The organism is Dokdonella aquatica (assembly GCF_051987395.1).
GTDB lineage: Bacteria > Pseudomonadota > Gammaproteobacteria > Xanthomonadales > Rhodanobacteraceae > Dokdonella.
On sequence record NZ_CP197094.1, the window covers coordinates 4,580,805 to 4,605,020 of the forward strand.

Below are 24,216 nucleotides of genomic sequence, written 5' to 3' on the forward strand. Positions count from 1 at the left end.
GCCGCTCGACGACGCGACGCGCCCGTGTCGAAAGGCGTTCATATGCCTTGGTCAAACAGCGACCGCCGAACGCCTTGTCCTGGATGTCCCGGAATCCCCACGGTGCTCAGCCAGAGCTGGACAGCCGCCTCTCGATCTGCACGTCGAGGCCTGTCGCGATACCTCGACACGTCGGCATCAGGGCAGCGCGCCTTGGACAGGCGCTGCGCTTTCCGTCTCATCGATCGTTGCGGTTCGATCGCGTGGGTCACCGAGCCGCCACAACAACCCCGACATGCGCACCGCATGCCGTGTGAGTGCATCGCGCAGCACCTGCGCACTGCCCGCCACATGCAGGCGCGTGCGGGCGCGCGTGATCGCGGTGTAGACAAGTTCGCGCGAGAGCACGCGATTGGACTGGCGAGGCAGCTGCAGCCAGACCTCGTCGAATTCGCTGCCTTGCGCCTTGTGCACGGTCATCGCGAACGCGCTTTCGTGGGCAGGCAGCGCCGAGGGGTGGAAGGCGCGGACCTCCCCTGCGCTGTCGCCCGGGAACCAGGCCATCGGTACGCCGCGTTCGTCGTCGAGGCAGATGCCGATGTCGCCGTTGAACAGGCGGTGGCGGTAGCTGTTCTCGGTGACCAGCAGCAGGCGGCCGTGGAAGTACGACGACGCCGAGCCGCTGCGGCGACCGGATAGCAATTCCTCGATGCGCGCGTTGAAGCCGCGTGCGCCTTGCGGGCCTTCGCGCACGGCGGTGAGCAGGCGCAGGCGCTGCGCCATCGACAGCGCGGTGGCCGGATCGGGCGCGTCGCCGAGGCTGCGCCAGTGCGCGAGCAGCGCGTCGCGGCGGACCTCGAACGGGTCGAGCACGTCCTCGTGGAAGCTCACGCCGCGCAGGTCGCCGCCGCGCAGCAGGGCAAGCGCGGTGGCGCTGTCGCCTTCACGCACGGCATCGGCGAGCGGGGCGAGATCAAAATCGGCGTCCTGGCGATAACCGCGCAGCAGGTGCACACGATGGCCGCGCAGGCCGCGCGTGTCGTCGTCGACCGACGTAGCATCGCCGAGCAGCGGGTGCAGCGCACGCGCATCGTCGGCGTGCAGCGCGGCCCCGGGTCCGGCGGCCTCGAGGATCGCGGCGAGCACGTCGCCCGCTTCGACCGAGGGCAGCTGATCGGCATCGCCGAGCAGGATGAGCTGGGTGCCGTCGGCGACCGCGTCGACGAGCTTGGCCATGAGCGGCAGGTCGACCATCGAGGCCTCGTCGACGACGAGCACGTCGAGCGGCAGCGGGTTGTCGGCATGGTGCCGGAACACGGGTTTGTCGGGGATCGTGCCGAGCAGGCGATGAAGCGTGCTCGCGGTGTCGGGCAACGCGGCGCAGAGTTCGGGATCGACGTCGCTCGCGACGATCGCGTGCACGGCGCGGCGCAGGCTCTCGGCCATGCGTTCGGCGGCGCGGCCGGTCGGCGCGGCAAGGCCGATGCGCGGCGTCGCCCTGCCCGCGGCCCGGGCCTGTGCGACGAGCAGCACGAGCAGGCGCGTGATCGTGGTGGTCTTGCCGGTGCCGGGTCCGCCCGTGACGAGCAGCAGGTTGCGGCGCAGCGCGAGCGCGGCGGCGCGGGCCTGGAGATCGGCGCCGCCGCCCTCTTCCGCCCTCCGGGCTCCTTCTCCCGCGGAGGGGAGAAGGGAGGCATGCGGGAACAGCGTCGCGAACAACGGCGCGAGCGCGGCGATGTCCGAGCCATCACGCACGTGACTGCCGATGCGATGCAGGTCCGCGGCGAGACGGCGTTCGTACTCACGGTAACGACGCAGGTAGACGAGGCCGGCGCGACCTTCGATGCGCTCGAACACGAGTGGCGCGTCTGGGGCCGCTTCGATGTCGCCGGCTTCGGGCATCGCGACCCAGCGCGATGCGGCGAGATCGGCGATCCATGCGTCGGCCGACGGCCAGTCGATCTCGCCCTCGACGAGTCGCCACGGTTCGGCCAGATCGAAGCCCGCATGGCCCGAGGCGACCGCAAGCGACGCGAGGGCCGCCGCGGCGAGCACGCGATCCGGTGTCTCGGGATCGAGGTTGCGCAGGCTGCGCGCGAACGCGTGGTCGAGCGTGCGCAGATGACCGCTGCGGAACAACGCGTCCAGCAGGGAGGACGTGGTCATGAGTGCGGCACTCCCGACAGGCTCGGACCCTCACCCCTGCCCCTCTCCCGAAGGGAGAGGGGATCGTCTCCGTCGAGGGATGGGTCGCGGTGGCGTGATCGAGCTCTGGAAGGCGATTCGTGCGCGCCGCCGCGACCGCCGGAACCGTTTGGCCCGGCACCGGCGAACAGCGCATCGAGTTCATGCACGAGGGCAGGATCGAAGCGCCAGGCGTGGATGCCGGCGCCGTCGTCGAGCGTGGCGTCGAGGCCGCGGCAGAACACGTAGCGCACGCCGCCGAAGTCGCGCGCGTAGTCGTAGCCGTCGCCGAGGCGGAAGCGCAGCCAGCGGTGCAGTGCGAGCGTGTAGATCAGCGCCTGCAGGTCGTACTCGCTGTGGGCCATCGCCTCGGCGAGATGTGCGGGACCGTAGCCCGGCAGGCGGTTGGACTTGTAGTCGAGCACGTACCAGCGGCCGTCGTGGACGTAGGTGAGGTCGATGAGGCCGGTCATGAGGCCTTCGAGCGCGCGGCGCGCGCCGAAACCGTGGCGTGTCGCGAGCAGGTCGTGGCGATGCAGCAGCGCGAGCAGTGCATCGACGCGTGTCGGCGCGAGCGCGAACTGGAACTCGATCTCGGGGCGTCGCTGCTCGGCGGGTACGTCGGCGAGGCGCACGCCTTCGGGCAGCGTGACGGTGAGCGTCTGGCCGACCAGCGGCGCGATCACGGCGAGGCCATCGTCGAGATCGTCGACGCCGTAACCGGCCTGACGCAGGCGCGCGAGGATGATGTCGGCTTCGCCGTCGGGCGCCGATGCCTCGGGTGTCCAGTGCGACCACGCGGCGAAATCGCTGCGTTCGAGCGCATCGTGCAGCACGACGCCGAAACGCGGGCCCACGAAGCGCGTGTCGACGACATCGCCGGCTGGTGCGATCTCGGCCTCGGTCGCAGGTTCGTCGCGGCCACCCGGTGCAGCCTGGGTCGCCGCGGTCGTCGCCTCGCCTTGCCCGTCGGCGTTCGCGAGCTGCGTGAAGCTGTACACCCACCAGTCACTCGACAGGTTGCGCGTCGCGACGCGAGCAGGCGGCACGGCCTCGACCGCTTCGGGCGGCAGCCACGGCAGCGTGGTCGAGGGTGGCGTGGTGTCGAAGCGCAGCGCGTCGCCGAGCGCGGTCGACAGCGCCGCCGGCTCCGCGATCATCCGCGCGATCGCAGACTTCCCGAACCCGCACAGCGGACCGTCCGCGAGCCACAGCGCGTGGCGTGCGCGCGTGAGGCCGACGTAGAGCAGGCGCGCGTCCTCGGCCTGCTGCGCGGTGGTCCATGCGGCCTTCGCGTCGTCCCAGCCGGACACGGACGGCAGCAGCTTCCAATGCAGCGCGCGGCCGTCGTCGCCGGCCACAGTGACGTGGTGGCCGGCCGACGGCGGCTTGCCGACGATGCCCGCGAACGGCAGGAACACCAGCGGATACTCGAGGCCCTTGCTCTTGTGCAGCGTCACCACCTGCACGCGGCGCGCGTCGGATTCGAGGCGCAGCAGCTGACTTTCGTCATCGGCACTCGCGGTCACGATCGCGCGCGCCAGCCAGTCGACCAGGCCGTGCAGGCCCAACGCATCGGCCTGCGCTTCCTGCAGCAGCTCGGCGAGCTGCAGGTAGTTGGTGAGGCGACGCTCGCCGTCGAGCAGTCCGAGCAGACGCTGCGCGTGCGTGGCACAGAGATCGCCGACCAGCGCGAGCGGGCCGCCGCGCTGCAGGCGGTCACGCCACGCGAGCGCGGCCAGCTGCCAGGTGCGCAGCGCTTCGCCGTCGGCATCGAGCGCGGCGACCTCGGCGGCGTGTTCGCCGAGCAGCACCGTCGACAGTGCCGTGCGCAGGCGGCCGTCGTCGGCGCTGTGCAGCAGCGCGAGCAACAGCGCATGCAGGTCGCGCGCCTCCTCGGTTGCGAACAGGCTCTGCTTGCCGGCCGCGACCGCAGGGATGCCGACGCGTGCCAGCGCCTGGCGGATGCGCGTGGCCTCGGCGTGCGAGCGCACCAGCACCGCGATGTCGCCGGGCTGCACGGGGCGTCCCTCGACGGTCGCGTGGCCGGCGCGCGCGTCGGTGAGCACGCGATGGATTTCGGCGACACACGCCTGCGTGGCGATGTCGCGCGACTGCCCGGCGTTGTACGGCTTCGCGTTGCCCTTGCTGTCCACCTGGCCCGTCGGCGGCGCCTGCCACAGCGTCAGCGCGGGCGCGGCCGTGCCATGCCGCAGGTAGTCCGCGTCGTGGCGCACGCCGCCGGGTGCGACCTCGAAGAATTCGATGCGACCATCGACGAACGGCGGCGGCACCTTGCCGGGATCCGCGAGGTGCGCGGCGTACGCGCGCGCGTACAGCGCAGCGACGGCCTTCAGCACGCTCGGGCGCGAGCGGAAGTTCGCCGCGAGTGCGGGCGCTTCGTGCGCGGTGGCCTTCGCCGCGAGGTAGGTCTCCACGTCGCCGCCACGGAAGCCGTAGATCGCCTGCTTGGGATCGCCGATCACGAACAGCGCGGGATCGCCGCTAGTCGCACCAAACACGCGGTCGAAGATGCGCCACTGGCGCGCGTCGGTGTCTTGGAACTCGTCGACCAGCGCGATACGGTACTGCGCGCGCAGCGCGGCGACGAGGGCGTCGGCGCGGCGGGCTTTCGCGGTCGCAGCGGCGCTGGCACCTGTGCCGCCGGCGCTGCCGTCGCCGTCCGCATCGCCATCCACATCGAACACGTTCGCGACGCGGTCGATCAGATCGTCGTAGGTCTGCACGCGCTGCTGCTGCTTGAAGCGCGCGAAGCGCGCACGCGCGTCGTAGCGCAGGCGATGCAGCAGTTCCACGCGCAGGGCGTCGCGCCATTCGGCCACGGCCGTCAGCGCCTCGATATAGTCGGGGATCGCGTCGCAGACCGGAGAATCGGGCGTCGGCGCCTTCGCCTTCTTGTTGGTCTTGTCGACCAATGTCGCGCGCTGCAGGTTGCCGAGCTTCGCGTGCACGAACGGAACGGCGGGATCGCCGGCCTCGCACCACCACGCGAGCGAAGCGAAGAGATCGTCGATCCAAGTCCGCTTGTAGCTTTGGCCATTGAGGACGCCACCGTCCACCGCCGCGATCAAGGCGGCATGGAATTCCGGACCATGCCCCCGCACCGCCGCCGCCAGCGCCTCGCCCGCCGCCCGCAACCGCGGCGCCGGATCGTCCGGCACCTCCGCCAGCGACGGCCGAATCACGCGCTCGCGCACGAGCGGCGACAGGTCGGCGGCCAGCGCTTCCGGACCACCGCTCCACAACGCGATGAGATCGTCGGCGACGTCGTCGGCCGCGCCGTGCGCGCGCCACAGGTCGGCCGCGATCGACGCGCGCAGCGCGGCGTCGCTGGCCATGAGCTCCGGTGCGTCGAACCCCTGCCCCGACTCCAGCGCGTGCTCGCGCAGCACGCGCGCGCAGAAGCCGTGGATCGTGAAGATGGACGCGAGGTCGATGTCGTTGGCCGCGGCGTGCAGGCGCGCGCGCAGCGCGTCGGCGGTCTCGGTGCCGCGCGCGAGATGCGCTTCGAGCACCGCGTGCGTGAGCGCGGCTTCGGGCGACGCGTCGCCGGCAGGCACCGTGCCGACCAGCGACGTCGCCAGCAGCAGGCGCGCGCGGATGCGGCTGCGCAGTTCCTGCGTCGCCGCGTCGGTGAAGGTGACCGCGAGGATCTCGCCGATCTTCAGCCCGCGCTCCACCACCAGGCGCACGACCAGCGTGGCGAGCGTGAACGTCTTGCCGGTGCCGGCCGACGCCTCTATCGCGCGCACGCCGGTGAGCGGCAGCTGCAGGTACGGGTCGGTCGCGGCACTCATTCCGCGTCCTCCACGTCGAGGTTCGCGGCGATCGCGCGCAGCGCGTCGAGGTCCGTGCCCTGCCAATGCAGGCCGGAAACGACCGCGTTGAAGATCGTCATCGCGTGGTCGACGAATGCGACCTGCGTCGCTTCGTCCGTGAACGGATCACGCCCGCGCAATGCGAGACGCAGCGCTTCGCCCTGCCCTTCGCTCCAGCCGCGCTCGTTGCCCGCCCACTTCTTCTGCGCCGCAGCCAGGCCACGTTCCATGTTGGGCGCATCGAACAGCGCCCAACCGCTGTACGGCGCGAACGGCAAAGGCTCACGCAGGCCGCGGTCGCGCAGCGCGACCAGCTTCGACAGCAGCGCGCGCGCCTCCTCCGCACCGATTTCGCGCTTCTGATACGCATCGACGCCCTCCGCGCCCTCCGCGCCCTCGTGCACCTGCACGAACGGCGCGTCCACGCCCGCCGCGCGCGCGAACAGCCAGTCCAGGCCGTCGCGGATCGCGGAACTACCGTTCGGCTTGCCGAAGCGCACGCGCGCGATGCCATGCGGATACACACCGTCGACGCGGCCGGTCAGGCGCACGCCGTCGAGCGGAACCTCCAGGCGCAGCGAGTCCTCCATCGCGTCCCCGCGCCATGCGCGGAAGGCCTCCGCATACGCGTGGACCTCGGCGCAGACCACCGCCAACGCGTGCGCGCCGAGCGGCCCCGTAGGCAACAGGCCGCGTGCGCGCAGCGACGCCTGCATCGAAAGATCGTCGTCGCCACGCAGACGCGCTTCGTACACCGCTTGCTGCAGCGCGTGCCTCTGCAGGCCGCGCGCGGGCGCGACCAGCGGTTCGACGTCCTCGCCGGCATCCTCCACTTCCGCCAGCCGCAAGCCGAGGCGCTGGCCCAAGAAAGTCTCGGCCGGCGCGCGAAGGAACCTGCTCAGTGCGTCGATCGTGAGCACGTCCGCCGCATCGTCCGGCGGTGGCAGCGGCGCACCGTCGAACCACGGCGGCAGCGGTTCGCGGCGCAGCGTCGGGCGCGCGGCGGCCTGCCACCAGGCATGGCGATACGAAAAGCGTCGCGGCTCGTCTCCGGCGCCGAACGCGGCCGGCGCGAACGGCTGCAGCGGATGGCGCACGACGAGCGTCTCGGTGGCGTCGATACCGGGCACATGCTGGGCGGCAGCCACATCGAGCAGCTCGGACACGAGCACGGACGGCTCGCGCACGCTGCCGTCGCGCGGATCGGCGCCGCGATAGCTCACGTAGAACACGTCCTGCGCGGCGACGAACAACTGCAGGAACAGGAAGCGGTCGTCGTCGCGCGTCGAACGATCGCCGGCCTGGCGACGATCGGTGCCGAGCTCGGCGGTGAGGCGGTTGAGGCCCGCGGCCGGATCGCGGCGCGGGAACTCGCCGTCGTCCATGCCGAGCAGGCAGATGACGCGGAACGGCAGCAGGCGCATCGGCACCATGCGGCCGATGCTGACGCCGCCCGTGAGCAGCGGCGCACGCGTGTCGGCCTCGCCGAGAGCGCCAGCGAAGTGCGCACGCACGGCCTCGGGCGGCACCGGGTCCCCGAAGCCGGCGCGTGACGCATCGGCCGCGAACGTGTCGATCAGCGTGCGCAGGCGATCGAGCGCACGCTGCGTCGAGGGCGACGACGGCGGGCGCGGCAGCAGCGCATCGAGGAGATCGAGCAGGCGCGTGCGCCAGGCTTCGGGCGGCAAGTTTTCGCCGAGCGACCTGGCGTTCTGCGCGAGCACGCGCAGCAGGCGGATCAGCGTGTCGAGCGCGTCGAGCGCACTGCCTTCGAGATCGGGCAGCGGCGCGACGATGCGGCCCGAGGCCGACGCGATCGGTGCATCGCTGCCGCTGGCGTGGCCGAGCAGCAGGCGATCGAGCGCGAACGCCCAGGTGTAGGCGTCGTCGCGTGGCGCATCGAGTCGCGCGCGGTGTGCCGCATCGAGGCCCCAGCGCGCACCGGCCGCGTGCAGCCACGCATGCAGGCGTGCGAGCGCGGCGGCATCGAGACCGGCCGCCTCGGCGAGCGGCGGACTCGCGAGAAGGTCGAGCGTCTCGGCGAGCCCGAAGCGCGCGATCGGCAGCGCGAGCAGGCGCACGAACACCTCGGCGAGCGGTTCGCCCGCGAGCGGACTCGCGTCGGCGAGCGCGTAAGGGATCGCGTCGTCGCGGCCGCGGCTGCCGAACACGGCCTCGAGGTACGGCAGGTAAGGATCGATGTCGGGCGCGAGCACGGCGACATCGCGCGGCTCGAGCGGCGGATCGAAGCGTGGATCGTCGAACAGCGCGCGCAGCTGGTCGTGCAGCACCTGCAGCTCGCGCAGGCGCGTGTGGCAGGCATGCACCTGCAGGCTCGGATCGTCGAGGCGCAGCGTCGGCAGGCGCGTGCGCGGATCGCCCGCCGTCGGCGCAGGCGGTGGTGACGGCAGGCGATGGAACAGGTCCGACTGCAGGCGCCGCAGGAGGCTGCCCTGCAGCGGCCCACCGCCCTCGCCCGGATCGGCATCACCGCGGATCTCGACATCGGGATGCACGATCTCGTAGCTGCCGAGCACGGCCATGAAATCGCGTCCGGCCGCGCCCCAGGCCTGCAGCAGCGGATTCTCGCTGCGCACGGCTTCGACGTCGGCGGCGCGCACGCGCTGCAGGTCGCCCCAGTAGTCGCGGCTCGGCGACGGCACGTAGAGGTGCAGCGTGCCGACGCGCGCCTGCGTCGCGAGCACGCGCAGCACGTCGGGCGAGACGTTGAGCGTCGCGAACGCGAACAGGCGCACCGGCAGACCACGCGGCAGCGGGCCGTCGGCGTCCTCGAAACGCTCGAGGTAGCGCTGGATGCGGCGCGCGCGATGCAGGCGCCCTTGTGCCACGCGCCGCCACAGCAGCGCCTGCGGATCGTCGGGATCGGCACCGGCCTCCCAGCGCAGCAGCCACATGCGGCGCCAGGCCTGGTACTTCTCGAACACGTTGGCGAGCTCACCCGCGAGCGACCACGCACGCAGCGGATCGGCCGACTCGACGTGCACGCGCAGCGCGGCGAGCGCGGGATGGCGCATGAACGCGGTGTCGGTCAGTGCGGCGTAGAGATGCCAGTGCAGCGCGGCGGCATCGAGATCGTCGGCAGGTTCGAACGCATCGTCATGGGACGGCGGATTCGCCGCGAGCATGCGCGCGACGAACTCGCCGGGCGTAAGGAACTCGAGGTTCGCGGCCACACCGTGCGCAGCCGCGAGCGTCGCCTGCAGCCAGCGCCGCATCGCGACCTGCGGGATCAGCACGATGTCCGGCGCGAGCAGCGACTGCCCCGGCACGGGCCTGCGCAGTTCGTCCGCGAGCAGCGCCGCGAGCACGTCGAGCGCATTGGCGTGATAGAGGCGGAAATCCGCGGCGCGTCCAGGCATCGGACGATGATGCCAGAGGGCTGTCGCAGCGGGCGAGACGGGGTGAATCCGGCGGGCGGGTCGTCGTCGGATGAACCCCGCACTTTCGCGACGGCACTGGATCCCTCACGACGTCATTCCGACGGAAGCCCACTGCTGTCCGGGGAAAAAATCGCACATCGCGTAGCGGGACACGGCGAAATCACCTTCGGCGGTTCCGCCCTACGCGCTCCCTGAGATGCATTCGCAAAGAATGGGGTCAGGTTCATTTGCCCCGAGAGGCACGAACTTCCGGAATTCACCACGAGGCAAATGAACCTGACCCCATTTTCCGGCCCGTGCGCGATCAGCCCTTGACCAACGGCGCCTTGAACACATAGCCGACGCGCTGCTGCGACTGCAGCGGCACGGCCATGGGCGTGACGCGCTCGATGCGGCGGCGCAGGCGGTAGATGGTCGCGTGCAGCGTGTTGCCGGATTCGCTGTCGGTGGCGAGGCCGAGGCGGCGTGCGAGGTCTTCGCGCGCGACGACGGCGCCTTTCGCCTCCAGGAAGCATTCCATGAGCGACAGATCGGTCGCGCTGAGTTCGATCGCCTGACCATCCGGTGCGGTGAGCACGCTGCGCAGCGGATCGAGGCGCCACGCGGTCGCGGTCTTGGCCGTGGTCGTGATGCGGCGGTGCACGGCGCGCACGGCGAGTTCGACCTGCTCGAACGTCACCGGCTTGACGAGGTACATGTCGGCACCGGCATTGACGACCTCGGCGAACACCTCGTCGCCGAGGCGGCCCGACACGACCAGCACGCCCGCGTCGCTGCGCTTGCGCAGGATGCGGATCAGCTCGACGCCGTCGACGCCGGGCAGCATGAGATCGAACACGTAGAACTCGAACTGGTAGGCCTCGGGATCGGCGAGCAGGTCGCTGCTGTCGGTGTAGACGCGCACGTCGACGCCGCGGTGGCGCAGGTGCTGGGCGAGGAACTCGCCATATTCGAGGTCGTCGTCGACGAGGGCCAGGGTGCGCGGCAGCATGCGGGGCGATCCTTGGCGGACGTCAGTCCGCGAGGCCTTGGGGAAGCGTCAGGCGCATGATCGTGCCCGACGGCGTGTTGGGCAGCGCCTCGACGTCGCCGCGGTGGATGCGCGTGACCGCGCGCACGATGAACAAGCCGAGGCCGGCGCCCTGGCGCATGCGCGAGTTCGATCCGCGCGCGCCCTTCTCGAACAGGCGCGGGCGCAGTTCGTCGGGAATGCCCGATCCCACGTCGCGTACCTCGATGATCAGCGCAAGAGGCTCTTCGGACTCGGTGATGCGCAGCACGACCGGCGCGTCGACCGGCGAATACGCGAGCGCGTTGTTGAGCAGGTTGCGCAGCACGAGGCGCATCAGCGTCGGATGCAGGTGCACGGTGCGCGTGCCGGTCACGCGCTGGACCGTGATGCGCGGGCGCAGGTCTGCGGCGATGTCGGCGAGCACGAGGCTGACCAGCGTCGGCAGGTCGGTATCCGTGAGTTCGCGCGTGCCTTCGCCGATCGCGAGGATCGTGCCCGCGGCGAGCGTGTTGTCGAGCGTGCCGATGACCTGGTTGAGCACGCCCTCGGCGCGCGCGAGCGCGGTCGAGGCGGCCGTCGTGGTCGGCAGGTGCAGATCCTCGATCGCGGTCATCGTGGCCTGCATCGCGGCCGAGGCGTTGTTGAGCGGCTGGCGGATCTCGTGCGAGAGCAGGTGCAGCATCTCGTTGCGCTCGGTCAGCATCGAGGTGCGCCAGTCGAGCAGCGTGCGGGTCTTCTCGAGCTCGGCGTGGACCTGCTCGTTGCGCTGCTGGTCGCGGAAGCGCGTGAACAACTGCTCGCGCTGGCGCACGATGACCTCGTCGCGCGAGCGCTCGGCGGTGATCTCGAGCATCGCGACGAGCACGCCGCCATGGCCTTGTGCATCGACATCGGGCGCGACGTGCACGCGGCACCAGCGCGAGGCGCCGAGGGCGTTGCGGCGTTCGTCGTCGAAACCGGTCTCGGTGCCGCGCCGCGCGAGGTCGAGGTAGGCGCGGTGGCGCGTCGCGGCCGGTTCGCCGACGAGGTCGAGGTACGGCGTGCCGACCGCGGCGTCGGCCTCGACGCCGAACCACTCGGCCCAGGTACGGCTGGCCATGCGCACGACGAGATCGTCGTCGAGGTACGCGAGCATGAGCGGCGTCGCCGAGAGCAGGCGCGACAGGCGCGCAGGCGCATGCCAGACAGTGGCCTCGGAAGGATCGGTATTCATGCGGCGACCCGTGCGGCGCCGGTGCTGCGCGGGGTGCGCGTCACGTGCAATCGAAGTAGACGAGGTTCACCGAACCGGTCTCGGTCGACTGGCCGAGGCTGATCGTGCCGCTGCGGCGCAGGTGCAAGGCATCGCGGTGGAGCATGAGCTCCTCGCTGCCGATACGCACCCAGGTGCCGTTGGTCGAGCGGTCGGTGAGCACGAAGTGGCCGCGCTTCCACTCGATCATCGCGTGGTCGCGCGAGACCCAGTCCGCATCGACGGTGAGGCTGTGGCCGGGCTCGCGGCCGAGCGTGAACGGATCGGCCGTCTCGTCGATCGTGAACTCGCGGCCGCGGTGGCGCAGCGCGAGCTTCATGCGCTCGACCGGCTGGTTGGCGAACTGCACGATGCGCTGCACCGTGGTGACGTGCGAGACGTCTTCCTGCCAGAGCACGTCGACGATCTCGATCGGCAGCTGCTTGCCGGCCACGCGCGCGGTGCCGAGCGAGCGCACCTGCAGCGCGCCGGCGCTGGTGATGCCGAGCGCGGTGCCCGCGGTCGCGACGATCTGGTCGCGCTTGGCCAGCGCGGCCATGCGTGCGGCGACATTGACGGCGTCGCCGAAGATGTCGCCGTCCTCGAGCAGCGCGTCGCCATGGTGCAGGCCGACGCGGATGCCGAGGTTCTCGGCGACGAACGCGGGCTCGCTCTTGACCTTGCGCTGCATGTCGGTCGACGCGAGCAGGCCCTGCAGCGCGCCCGGGAAGGTGCACATGACCTCGTCGCCAATGGTCTTGACCAGCGTGCCGCCGTGGCGCTGCGCGACCTCGGCGAGCGCCCCGAGTACCGACGCGATGAGGCTGCGCGCGCGCACGTCGCCACGCGTCTCGAACAGCTTGGTGCTGCCCGACACGTCGGCGAACAGGATGGTCAGCGTGGCGGGAGTCACCCGCGGCATCATAGGCGATTCCCCGGCACGCTCCAATCGCGTCAGCCGGCCAGTTCGGCCGCGGCGGCGACGATGTCGGCGTCGCCCGGCAGCACCGCGAGCGCGGCGCCGGCCAGCGGCGTGTAGGTGTCGGCGCCGACCACGCGGCGCAGCGGCGTCGCGCCGAAGCCGGCCTCGACGATCGCCGTGATCACGCCCTCGCCCACGCCGGCCGCCTCGCGGCCCTCGTCGACGACGAGGATGCGCTTCGCGCCGGCCGCCTGTGCGGCGACGAACGCGTTGTTCAGCGGGACCAGCCAGCACAGGTCGACCACGCGCACCTTCCAGCCGTGCGCGGCCTCGATCGCGCGCGCGGCGCGGAGGCTCATCGGCACGCCGTTGCCGTAGCTGAAGATGACGAGATCATCGGCCTCGGGCGCGTAGACGCGGCCCTCGCCGAGCGGCATCGCCTCGTCCTGCGAGGGGTACGGGAACAGCCACTGGCCGTCGCCGGCCTCGTGCAGGTCCTTGGTCATGTACAGCGCGATCGGCTCGAGGAACACGGTCACGCGGCCGTCGACCCTGGCCAGCGCGGCCAGCGTGCGCAGCATGCGCGCGGCGTCGTCGCCGCGGCTCGGGCAACCGACCACGAGGCCCGGGATGTCGCGCAGCGCGGTGATCGAGTTGTCGTTGTGGAAGTGCCCGCCGAAGCCCTTCTGGTAGCCGAGACCGGCGATGCGCACGAGCATCGGGTTGCGGTACTGGTCGTTCGAGAAGAACTGCAGCGACGCGGCCTCGCCGCGGATCTGGTCGCAGGCGTTGTGGAAATAGGCCAGGTACTGGATCTCGGGCACCGGCAGCATGCCCATGTTCGCGTAGCCCTGGGCGAGGCCGAGGATCGTCGTCTCGTCGAGCAGCGTGTTGAACACACGCGCGCCCTTGAACGCCTTGTGCAGGCCCTTGGTGACCGTGTAGACGCCGCCCTTCTGCGCGACGTCCTCGCCGAACAGCAACGTGTCCGGGTACTTGATGAACAGGTCGTGCAGCGCCTGGTTGATCTGGATCGCGAGATGGCGCGCCGGCAGCTTCTCGGGCAGCTTGTCCTCGCCGCCGAACACGGCAAGGCGACGCGCGGGATCGGCCTTGCGCACGGCTTCCGCGACGACCGCCGCGGGCGAGTACGGCGCGAGCGGCGCGATGACTTCCTCGAGCGTCTCGAGCTTGGGCCGGCGGTCGGCCTCGGCGGCGGCGTCGAAGCAACGCGTGCGCATCGCCTCGTAGGCCTCGAGCAGGGTGTCCTTCGTGAACAGGCCCGACTCGAGCGCGATCGCCGCCGATCGCAGCAGCGGGTCGGTCGCCTCGACGGCGACGAGTTCCTCGATGCTGCGCCACTCGATCTCGAAGTCGGTACCGGCGTGACCCATGATGCGCGTCGTGCGCAGGTGCAGGAACGTCGGCCGACGCGTCGAGCGGCAATGCTCGACCGCGCGCTCGACGTCGGCGTAGCCCGAGGCGAGATCGAGGCCGTCGGCGTAGAAGTAGTCGAGGTCGCGGCGCTCGGCGAAGTTGCGCGCGATCCAGCCGCCCGGCGTCTTCACCGAGATGCCGATGCCGTTGTCCTCGCAGACGAACAGCACGGGCGCGGGCAGCTTCTGGTAGGCCGTCCACGCGGCCGCGTTGAACGCGGTCTGCGCGGTGGCATGGTTGGACGAGGCATCGCCGAACGAACAGATGGCGATCGAATCCGAAGGGATCGGCAGCTCGTGCTGGATGCGGCGGCCCTGCTCGATCGCGAGCGCGGTACCGAGCGCCTTGGGCAGGTGCGAGGCGATCGTCGAGGTCTGCGGCAGCACCCACAGCGGCTTGCTGCCCCACACCTTGTGGCGGCCGCCCGAGGCGGGGTCGTCCTTGCTCGCCGCGAACGACAGCGCCGAATCCATGACCGGATCCATGTCCGGCAGCTTGCGGAAACGCTCGGCCATGAACGCGCCCGAGCGATAATGCAGGAAGGCCGGATCGGTATGGCGCGTCAGCTTCGCGACGAGCGCGTTGCCCTCGTGGCCGCTCGAGCCGATCGTGTAGAACACCTTGTTGCGCACGCGCAGCACGCGTGCCATGAGGTCGAGGTGGCGCGAGACCAGCTGCGACTCGAACAGCTCGAGGAACGCCTGCGCGCTGCACGCGCTGCCCGGCAATACCGGTGCGCCCGGCGCGGGCTTCGCACGCGGCGTGCCGTGCCAGTCGCGCACGAACTCGACGAAGTTCTGATCGCAGATCTCGGCGCGGTTGAGGCCGCGGTGACGGGCGGCGATCGGGGGCGGGTTCGGTACGGCGGCCATGGCGGTCGTTCGGGGTCGGGAAAGCCGGCGATTGTAGCGCCGGCGCGGCGGCGTGCCGATCGCCCGGCTTCCGTGGCGGTCGTCATGGAAGCGGATCTCGCGCTCTGCTATTGATCTGCCGGCGTCGCGGCACCGCCGCGGTCGGAGGGGACGGGATGGCCATGCGGATCGACCCCTGTCGCGCGGCGCGTGCGCTGGCCGCGATCGTTTTCATGCTCACGGCCGCCATCACCTCGGCACAGCCGCAGGCCGCGCGCCCCGACCCGCTGCTCGCCCATGGCTTCGAACGCGCCGACGCCGGGCCGGCCACCGATGCGGCGGCCGCACGCTTCCTCGCCCAGGCCACGTTCGGGCCGACGCTCGAGGACATCGCCCGCGTGCGCGCGGTCGGGTACGCGGCGTGGATCGACGAGCAGCTCGCCCTGCCCGCCTCGACCCAGGTGCCGTATCTGGACTGGGTCACCACGCTGCCGTCGCAGCCCGATGGCAACAACCACGTCACCGACGCCACGCGCCTGGAGATCTGGGCGATCAACGCGCTCGGCACGCCCGACCCGAGCCGCGGCAACGTGCGGCCGCGCGACGCGCTGCGCCAGCGCGTCGCGTTCGCGCTGAGCGAGATCTTCGTCGTCTCGAACAAGAACGGCACGCTGGCCTACCAGCCGTGGGCGCTCGCGAGCTGGTACGACATGCTCGCCACGAACGCGTTCGGCAGCTACCGCACGCTGCTCGAGGACGTGACGCTGCATCCGGCGATGGGCATCTACCTGAGCCACATCCAGAACCAGAAGGCCGACCCGACGCGCAACATCCGTCCCGACGAGAACTACGCGCGAGAGGTCATGCAGCTGTTCTCGGTCGGCCTCGTGCAGCTCGCCGCGGACGGCAGGCCCGTGCTCGCCGGCGGCCAGCCCGTGCCGACCTACGACCAGGCCACGGTGCGTGGCTTCGCGGCCGTGTTCACGGGCTGGAACTGGAACAACACGGGCTGCGGTCCCGGCAGCTACACCTGCTGCACCGTGCAGACCTACACGAACTGCGGACCCTACGACTACAACGTGCCGGCGTGGAAGCTGCCTATGCAGCCGATCGAGGCCTTCCACGACACCACGAGCAGCAAGCAGCTGCTCGCCTATCCCGGCAGCACCCTGCCCGGCGGCGTGCTCGCTGCGGGCGGCGATGCGCGCGCCGAACTCGCGGCCGCGCTCGACAACCTCTCGCAGCATCCGAACGTCGGACCGTTCATCGCGCGCCGGCTGATCCAGCGCCTCGTTACGAGCAACCCGAGCCCTGCATACATCGGCCGCGTCGCGGCGGTGTTCGCGAACGACGGCCAGGGCACGCGCGGCAATCTCGGCGCGGTCGTGCGCGCCGTGCTGCTCGACGCCGAGGCGCGCTTCGGCCAGTGGAGCGACACCGCGCGCTTCGGCAAGCTGCGCGAGCCGCTCGTGCGCACGACCCATCTGTGGCGCGCGATGAACGCCGCGAGCACGGGCGGCCGCATCGACACGATCAACCCGTATCCGCCGATCGAGGACTGGTACGGCCAGGGTCCGCTGCGCTCGCCGTCGGTGTTCAACTTCTTCCGTCCCGACTTCCGCCGCCACGGCGAGATCGCCGCGGCCGGGCTGTACAGCCCCGAGTTCCAGATCCTCAGCGACACGATGGCGGTAGGCACGCCGAACCGACTGTTCAGCCTCGCGTTCTGCTGGCACTCCGACGGCGAGAGCTGCTGGACCAACGGCCGCGGCGCGACGCTCTACCTCGACACCGCGCGCGATGCGGCGCTCGCCGCGAGCGATCCCGATGCGCTGCTCGCGCGCTACGACCTGCTGTTCCTGTCCGGGCAGATGTCGCCGTTCATGCGGTCGACGCTGCGCACGCGGCTCGTCGCGATCACCGGCGCGAACCGCGGGCGCCAGCGCGTGCAGCATGCGCTGTACCTGATCCTCAACAGCCCCGAATACGCGATCCAGAAGTAGAGGCCGCCATGCACGTGCATCGACGCCGGTTCCTCACCCGCAGCCTCGCCGCGATCGGCGGCGTCGGCCTGCACGGAGCGTTCGGATCGCTGCGTGCGCTCGCCGCAGCGACCTCGCAGCAGGCCTTTCCGGCCGGCGACTTCAAGGCGCTCGTGTGCATCTTCCTCAACGGCGGCAACGACAGCTTCAACACGATCGTGCCGTACAGCGCGCAGGCCTACGCCGACTACCGAAGTTCGCGCACCGTGCTCATGGCCAACGGCGGCCTCGCGTTCGACCAGGCGACGCTGCAGGCGCAGGCGCTCGTGCCTCGCCCACCCGTGGCCGGCCTTCCCGGCGGACCGCCCGGCGACGGTGCGAGCTACGGCATGCATCCCGCGATGACCGGCCTGCGCGGCCTGTTCAACGACGGCCGCGCGGCGATCGTCGCCAACGTCGGCACGCTGCTGCACCCGACCAGCCAGTCGGCCTACCAGGCCGGCACGGTCGCGGTGCCGCCGCAGCTGTTCTCGCACTCCGACCAGACCACGACCTGGCAGACCTCGCGTCCCGACGACACCAACGCGAACGGCTGGGGCGGCCGCATCGCCGACCTGCTGCACGCGGCCAACAGCGGCGCGATCCCGATGTGCATCTCGCTGTCGAACAACAACCTGTTCCAGCGCGGCGACACCCAGGACAGCTATTCGATCGATCCGTCCGGCGTCGAGAAGCTGAGCTACCTCGGCGAAGGACCGGAATCGTGGGTGATCGGCCCCAACGCGGCCGGCATCGCCGCGTGGCAGGCGCTGGTCGCCGAAGGTGCGCAGGCGCACCTGTTCGAACGCGCGTTCGCCGACAGCTCGCGCAAGGCGGTCGACAATTACGAGGTCGTCGACGCCGCATTGAGCGGCGCGCCGGCGCTCGCGACGCCGTTCCCGGACACGCCGCTCGGCCGCCAGCTGCGCATGGCCGCGCAGATCGTGCAGGTGCGAGGTGCGCTCGGCATGGCGCGCCAGGTGTTCTTCGCCTCGGTCGGCAACTACGACACGCACAGCTACCAGATCGACGACCAGCAGGCCAACCTCGCCCAGCTGTCAGGGGCGATCACCGCGTTCCAGGCCGCGATGGACGAACTCGGCACGGCCGATCGCGTCACCACGTTCACCGCCTCGGATTTCGGCCGCACGCTCGGCGTCAACGGTGACGGCACCGACCATGGATGGGGCGGCCATCACCTCGTCGTCGGCGGTGCCGTGCGCGGCGCGCGCTTCTACGGAGCGATGCCGTCGCTGCGCGCCAACGCCAATCCCGACGACACCGGCTACGGCCAGGTCATCCCGACCACCGCGGTCGACCAGTACGCGGCGACGCTGGCGCGCTGGTTCGGCGTCGATGCCTCGGGCATCGCGACGATCCTGCCGAACCTCGGCCGCTTCGCGGCGGCCGATCTCGGCTTCATGGGCTGACGCACCCGTCCGGTCGCGATTGGCCCGGACGCGCCGGGCCGCTATCGTAGGCACCGGCGCGCTCGCGCCGAAGGGGATCACGCCGTGAACGCGCCCGACGACCCGTCGTCCGACGACCGCACCGAACTGCTCGGCCACGACCAGAACGCGCCCGCCGACGGCAGCGACTTCGGCCCGGGCTCGCGTATCGGACCCTACACGCTCGTCGAGCACCTCGGCGAAGGCGGCATGGGCCAGGTGTTCCTGGCCGAACAGGTCGAGCCGATCCGCCGCCGTGTCGCGCTCAAGCTGATCCGCCGCCAGATCGCCGACGACCTCACGCTGGCCTACTTCCAGATCGAGCGCCAGGCGCTCGCGCGCATGGAGCATCCGGCGATCGCGCGCGTCTACGACGCCGGCCGCACGGAGGAAGGCTTCCCGTACTTCGCGATGGAATACGTCGAGGGCATCACGCTGCGCCGCTGGCGCCGCGAGGCCTCGCCCGACCTTGCCACGCGCCTGCGCGTGTTCATCACGCTCGTGCGCGGCGTGCAGCATGCGCATGAGCGCGGCATCGTCCACCGCGACCTCAAGCCCGACAACATCCTCGTCACCGTCGTCGACGGCCAGGCCCAGCCCAAGCTCATCGATTTCGGCATCGCGATCGGCGTCGACGGCAGCGGCAGCGTGTCGGCGCATCGCGCCGGCACGGTCGACTACATGAGCCCGGAGCAGTTCGCCGAGCAGCACGCGGCGATCGACGCGCGCAGCGACGTCTACAGCCTCGGCGCCGTGCTGCTCGACCTGCTCGACGATGCGCGCATCCTGCGCGGCGGCACCACGACGCTGCGTCCGACCGAGCTGCATGCGCGCCTGCGCGCCTCGCTCAAGGGCCATGTCGATCCCGACCTTCGCGCCGTGCCGCTCGAGTTGCGCCACCTGCTCGCGCGTGCGCTCGCGCCGGACCGCGAGCATCGCTACGCCTCGGCCGCCGCGCTCGCCGACGACGTGCAGCGCTTTCTCGACGGCGAGCCGCTCGCCGCTGTCCCGGCGACGCGCCGCTACGCGATGCGCAAGTTCGTGCAGCGCCATCGCGTGCCGGTGGCGCTCGCCTCGGCGATCGCGCTCGCCGTCCTCGCGGGCCTTGTCGCGACGACCTGGTCGCTGCAGCGCGCCGAGCGCGAGGCGGCACGCGCGCGGGCGACCGCCGACTTCCTCTCGACCGTGCTCGCCGGCGTGGATCCGGACACCGCCCGCGAACTCGACAAGACGCTGCTGCGCAAGGTGCTCGACGAGGCCGCCTTGCGTGCCGGTCGCGAACTCGCCGCGCAGCCCGACGTGCTGATCGACATCGAGGGCGTCATCGCACGCAGCTACACCGGACTCGAGGACCACGAGCGCGCGCTCGAACATGCACGCGCCGCGCACGACCTCGCGGTCGCGCGCAATGGCGAATCAGCACCGTCGGCCTACGCCACGCTGCCGTCGCTGACCACCGCACTCGTCAACACCGGGCACGCCGACCAGGCGCTGCCGATGCTCGAGCGCGCGATCGCTGCGGGTGCAGCCGCGGGCATCGACGAAGCGAAGATCCTGCAGCTGCGCCACAACCTCGCGATCACGCTGCGCGACCTCGGCCGCTCGCGCGACGCGATCGTCGAATCGCAACCCGCCTCCGAAGGCCTCGACCGCCTGCTCGGCCCCGATGCGGAGCCCTCGGTCAACGCCCGCCTCACGCTGGCGATCCTGCTTGCCGACCTCGACCGCTTCGACGAGGCGGTCCCGATGATCAGGGAGCTCATCGCCCGCCGCTCGGCCACGCTCGGCGCGGACCATCCGCTCGTGCTGACGATGCGCAACAGCCTCGCCGTGTTCCACATGCAGTCGCGGAAGTTCGCCGAGGGCGAACGCGAACTCAAGGCCCTGCTCGATCCGGTGCGCAGGCAGTACGGCGACGGGAGCCGCTTCGCACTGATGATCGAAGGCAACCTCGGCGGTGCGCTGCGCCAGCAGGGCAAGGTCGAGGAGGCCGGGCCGTACTACCAGCGCACCTACGAGAACTATCTGCGCCTGTTCGGCCCGGACCACATGCGCTCGATGCAGGCCGCACACAACTATGCCAACTGGCTGCTCGACGCGGGGCGCATCGCGGAGGCGCTGGCGATGCAACGAAGCGCGCTCGAGGCGATGCGCAAGCAGTATCCCGATGACCATCCCGTGACGGCCGAGATCCTGACCGGCCTCGGCAAGGCCCAGATTGCCGCGGGCGATCTCGACGACGCCGAGCGCTCGTTGCTCGAATCGATGCGGATGAAGATCGCCGTGCGCGGACCCGACAGCAGTCGTTTGCCGGCCAGCCGTGAAGCCTTGCGCGAGCTCTACACGAAGCTCGGCCGCACCGACGAGGTCGCCCGCTACGCGGAGCCTGCCGCGACGACGCCTTGACGGTGCGCGGCGCTCCGCGGCCGTGCACTGCACGTCCGCGCGTTCCGCGACACCGGGGGCTGGCCCGGCACCCAGGCATACCCGGCATCGCGTCCCGCGCGATCAGGCCTGCATCGGCACGAAGCCCGGCTGCGCGCGCACGCGGTCGAACCATGCCGTGATCGCCGGGTATCGGGTCAGGTCGAAGCCGCCATCGGCGGCGACGTGCGTGTAGGCGAACAGCGCGATGTCGGCGACCGAGTAGGCGTCGCCCGCGAAGAATGCGTGCCTGGCGAGATGGCCTTCCATGACGTCGAGCGCCTGCATGCCGCGCTCGATCAGGCGCGGAAGGTCGGCGTGGCGCGCGTGGTCGGCCGGCAGCCAGCGGCGGATGAAGCGCGCGACGGCGACGTAGGGCTCATGACTGTACTGCTCGAAGAACATCCACTGCAGCGCGAGCGCACGCTGCCATGCATCGGCGGGCAGCAGCGGCGAGCCGTCGGCGAGGTAGCACAGGATCGCGTTCGATTCGGCGAGCACGCGCCCGTCGTCGAGTTCGAGCAGCGGCACCTTGCCGTTCGGATTGAGCGCGAGGAACGCCGGCGTGCGCGTGGCGCCCGCAGTGCTGTCGGTCTCGATCCACGCGTGGTCGCGACCGAGGTGCGCGAGCACGAGCTGCACCTTGTAGCAGTTGCCCGAAGCGGCCATGCCGTACACGCGCATCACGGGTTCTCCCTGCGCGCCTGCCAGTCGGCACGCGTCTGGCCCCAGACTTCCACTTCGAGGTCGTGCGGTGCAGGCAGGCGTCCCATGCGCAGCAGGCGCGAGCCGAGCTTTGCCGCGACCACCTTGGACTTGTCGTTCGCAGGAGAAATCGTGTGCACGATCTCGTCCCAGCCGAGCGTGTCGAACGCCCACGTCATCGTCGCCGCCGCGGCTTCGGGCGCGTAGCCGCGGCCCCAGGCGTCGCGCGCGATGCTCCAGCCCACCTCCGTACCGGGCCAGCCTTCAGGCTGCCACGGGCCGACCCGACCGACCCAGCGTCCGCTCGCCTTCTCGATCACCGAGAAGAACGCGAAGCCGTAAAGCGACCATGCGCCCGCGACGGTCGCGAACGCGCGCCATGCGACCGGACGCGCCTGCACGCCGCCGAGGTGCAGCGTGGCTTCCTCGTCGGCCGCGAATGCAGCCCAGGGCTCGAAATCCTCGGGAAGCGGCGGGCGCAGCACGAGCCGTTCGGTCTCGAGCCGGATCGACGGGAGCGGCATGGCGGGATCTCGTGGGACGGGTACGCGAGTCTAGTCCGATGCGTCGACCGCGGCACATGACACCGCGCATCTTCGACGTGACGTTCTCGGCTGCGCTGCCCCCTCTCCCCCAACCCCTCTCCCACGAGGGGAGAGGGGAAGCATGGCTCGTTCGGTGCGGCGTTCTCATTCTTCGGTGCGAGACCCGTCGACGTGACGTTCTCGGCTGCGTTGTCCACTCTCCCCCCCGACCCCTCTCCCGCAAGGGGAGAGGGGGGGCGACTCGTGCTGCGCGGCGTTCTCATTCTTCGCTGCGAGGCCCGTCGACGTGACGTTCTCGGCTGCGTTGCCCCCTCTCCCCCGACCCCTCTCCCGCAAGGGGAGAAGGGAGGAACGGCTCGTTCGGTGCGGCGTTCTCATTCTTCGGTGCGAGGCCCGTCGACGTGACGTTCTCGGCTGCGCTGCCCCCTCTCCCCCGACCCCTCTCCCGCAAGGGGAGAGGGGAGGCGCGGCTCGTGCGGTGCGGTGTTCTCTTTCGTCGCTGCGAAGCAAGGTCCACGTGACGTTCGCGGCTGCGTTGCCCCTCTCCCTCAACCCCTCTGCCGCGAGGGGAGAGGGGAGGCGCGGCTCAGGGAATGTTGCGCTCTCTTCTCGTGACAGAGCCGGAGAGTGCGCAAGTCCGGCAGGACAACGCCCTCTCTCCCGACGAAGGAGAGAAACTCCTCGAAAATCGGCATCGATGCCGCGCACGACGTGAACCCGTCACGACGCGAACACGCGACGTACAACGTCGGCCACTCCTGGCTCTTCTCCCCTCTCCCCTTGCGGGAGAGGGGCCGGGGGGAGAGGGGTGCTTTTCGACGACAGGCATCCGCCCTCCGCGAGCCGCCACGACATCGGGCGTTCGAGGCCATGACGTCTCGTGCGCACGCATCACGCACGTCGCCGACTCCTCACTCCACGCACACCGGCACCATGATCATCGTCATCGCGCCGCCGCCCAGGTTGGCGATGTGGCGAGGCTGCATCGTGGTCTTGCGGCAGGTGAGCTTGCGGGCCTGCGCATTGCCCGCGGCGGTGTCGTCGGCGTCGTCGCGCGAGAGGCGGTAGTCGAAGCGGAAGCGTGTGCCGGGCGGCAGCGCCTCCTTGTTGCCTGCGAGGAGTTCGGTATCGACGGTGAGCGCGAAGCGCTTCGGCAGGACGCGTCCGTCGAGCGTGACCTTGCGCTCGTTGAATACACCCTCGCCGCGCAGGCGGCCCTCGCCGTCGATCGTCAGCGAGACATCGTCGTCGGCGACCCAGCCGTCAGTGGTGTCGCGCCCTTCGGCGGTGAAACTCATGTCGCCCTTGCCCTCGACGACGCCGCTGACGACGAGACGCGAGCGTCCCTTGCCGAGCGGCTCGAAGTACGCGGTGCCCTGCCCGCGATCACGCTGCGCGTCACGCCGCGCGCCGGCTTCCCTGACGCCTACTTCGAGTCGGCCCAGCCAGGGATCGGCGACGTTGTCGCGAGAGGGTGTCGACTCGGCGCAGGCACCCAGCGATGTCGCCACGAGTGCAGCGGCGAGCAGCATGATCCGCATCGATCGTTCCTCGTCCGTGGAGTCGACGAGGATGCCTTCGCCCGCGTGAACCGATGCTGCTTCAGCGCACGTAGGTGCAGGACGGCATCGTGCGCGCGATGTCGGGGTAATCCTGCGTCTCGCAGCGCCATTGCACGCCCATCGCGTCGATGCGCGACACGTCCGGAACGAGCCGGATGCGGCCGCCCTGCTTGCCCGACGAGGCATCGAACACGAGCTCGATCGCACCGTCACGCACGGTCGCCGACACGAGCGAAGCACCGCGATAACGCTCCGGCGGCGGAAGGCCTGCGGCGGCGTTGTCGGCCGGCAAAGCACCCATCGTCTGGTAGGCCTCGACGATCGCCACGCGCATGCCGCTCACGGCCGTGAGGTCACCGAGCATCGCGACCTGCCCCTTGTCGGTCACGACGGCCGGGGGTGGGGTGCGTTCGAGCGTGTCGCGGATGCCCGCGGTCTCCTCGGCGACCTTCGCGATCTGCTCGCGCGAAGCCTCGACCTCGCGACGCAGCCGCGCATCGGCTTCGTCGCGCGTCGCCGCTGCGTCACGCAACGCGGCGATCTCGTCGTTCTGCCGGCGGAACTGCTGGTACGCCACGAGGCCCGCGAACACCACGACGACGGCGATCGCCGAGAACAGGATGCCGTTGCCGTTGCGCATGGGGCGGGTCTCGCG

At 70.8% G+C, this 24,216-nt stretch carries 14 protein-coding genes; 3 read left to right on the forward strand and 11 right to left on the reverse strand.

The window, feature by feature from the left end; genetic code table 11:
- Nucleotides 1-177 precede the first annotated feature (177 nt).
- From recD to ACQQ2N_RS20475, 7 genes are all read right to left on the reverse strand, one after another.
- Complete coding sequence (gene recD, locus ACQQ2N_RS20445) at nt 178-2,145, reverse strand: exodeoxyribonuclease V subunit alpha (protein WP_440223426.1); 1,968 nt, start codon at nt 2,143-2,145, stop codon at nt 178-180.
- On the reverse strand, nt 2,142-5,981 hold the full coding sequence (locus ACQQ2N_RS20450; protein ID WP_440223427.1) for a UvrD-helicase domain-containing protein: 3,840 nt from the start codon (nt 5,979-5,981) through the stop codon (nt 2,142-2,144). Before ACQQ2N_RS20450 ends, recD begins: the two co-directional genes overlap by 4 nt.
- Nucleotides 5,978-9,382 carry an exodeoxyribonuclease V subunit gamma gene (recC, locus tag ACQQ2N_RS20455; protein ID WP_440223428.1) on the reverse strand — a complete coding sequence of 1,135 codons (3,405 nt, stop codon included), beginning with the start codon at nt 9,380-9,382 and terminating at the stop codon, nt 5,978-5,980. The genes ACQQ2N_RS20450 and recC overlap by 4 nt, the downstream gene beginning before the upstream one ends.
- A gap of 325 nt (nt 9,383-9,707) precedes the next feature.
- Nucleotides 9,708-10,394, reverse strand: coding sequence for a response regulator transcription factor (locus tag ACQQ2N_RS20460; RefSeq protein ID WP_440223429.1), 687 nt, complete (start codon nt 10,392-10,394; stop codon nt 9,708-9,710).
- 22 nt (nt 10,395-10,416) lie between these two features.
- Entirely contained in the window at nt 10,417-11,628 is a 1,212-nt protein-coding gene (locus ACQQ2N_RS20465; protein WP_440223430.1) for a sensor histidine kinase, read from the reverse strand.
- A 40-nt stretch (nt 11,629-11,668) separates the two neighbouring features.
- Nucleotides 11,669-12,559 (reverse strand): adenylate/guanylate cyclase domain-containing protein, encoded by an 891-nt coding sequence (locus ACQQ2N_RS20470; protein WP_440223431.1) that lies wholly within the window; start codon nt 12,557-12,559, stop codon nt 11,669-11,671.
- Nucleotides 12,560-12,600: 41 nt separating this feature from the next.
- Nucleotides 12,601-14,877, reverse strand: coding sequence for a thiamine pyrophosphate-dependent enzyme (locus tag ACQQ2N_RS20475; protein WP_440223432.1), 2,277 nt, complete (start codon nt 14,875-14,877; stop codon nt 12,601-12,603).
- A gap of 212 nt (nt 14,878-15,089) precedes the next feature.
- Between ACQQ2N_RS20475 and ACQQ2N_RS20480 the strand changes: the two genes are divergently transcribed.
- From ACQQ2N_RS20480 to ACQQ2N_RS20490, 3 genes are all read left to right on the forward strand, one after another.
- Nucleotides 15,090-16,859, forward strand: coding sequence for a DUF1800 domain-containing protein (locus ACQQ2N_RS20480; protein WP_440223433.1), 1,770 nt, complete (start codon nt 15,090-15,092; stop codon nt 16,857-16,859).
- Between the two features lie 8 nt (nt 16,860-16,867).
- The gene (locus ACQQ2N_RS20485; RefSeq protein WP_440223434.1) at nt 16,868-18,307 is read left to right on the forward strand and encodes a DUF1501 domain-containing protein; all 1,440 of its coding nucleotides are present in this window, start codon (nt 16,868-16,870) and stop codon (nt 18,305-18,307) included.
- Nucleotides 18,308-18,391: 84 nt separating this feature from the next.
- A complete protein-coding gene (locus ACQQ2N_RS20490) occupies nt 18,392-20,731 on the forward strand; it encodes a tetratricopeptide repeat protein (protein ID WP_440223435.1) in 2,340 nt (779 codons plus the stop codon).
- Between the two features lie 102 nt (nt 20,732-20,833).
- Here the strand turns inward: ACQQ2N_RS20490 and ACQQ2N_RS20495 are convergent, their stop codons facing one another.
- The 4 genes from ACQQ2N_RS20495 to ACQQ2N_RS20510 all read right to left on the reverse strand — a co-directional run bounded on the left by ACQQ2N_RS20495 (nt 20,834) and on the right by ACQQ2N_RS20510 (nt 24,201).
- On the reverse strand, nt 20,834-21,433 hold the full coding sequence (locus ACQQ2N_RS20495) for a glutathione S-transferase family protein (RefSeq protein ID WP_440225816.1): 600 nt from the start codon (nt 21,431-21,433) through the stop codon (nt 20,834-20,836).
- The gene (locus ACQQ2N_RS20500) at nt 21,433-21,978 is read right to left on the reverse strand and encodes a GNAT family N-acetyltransferase (protein ID WP_440223436.1); all 546 of its coding nucleotides are present in this window, start codon (nt 21,976-21,978) and stop codon (nt 21,433-21,435) included. The genes ACQQ2N_RS20495 and ACQQ2N_RS20500 overlap by 1 nt, the downstream gene beginning before the upstream one ends.
- Nucleotides 21,979-22,910: 932 nt before the next feature.
- Complete coding sequence (locus ACQQ2N_RS20505) at nt 22,911-23,540, reverse strand: hypothetical protein (RefSeq protein WP_440223437.1); 630 nt, start codon at nt 23,538-23,540, stop codon at nt 22,911-22,913.
- 61 nt (nt 23,541-23,601) lie between these two features.
- Nucleotides 23,602-24,201: a pilin gene (locus ACQQ2N_RS20510; protein WP_440223438.1), complete on the reverse strand. Its 600-nt coding sequence runs from the start codon at nt 24,199-24,201 to the stop codon at nt 23,602-23,604.
- Between the last annotated feature and the right edge of the window lie 15 nt (nt 24,202-24,216).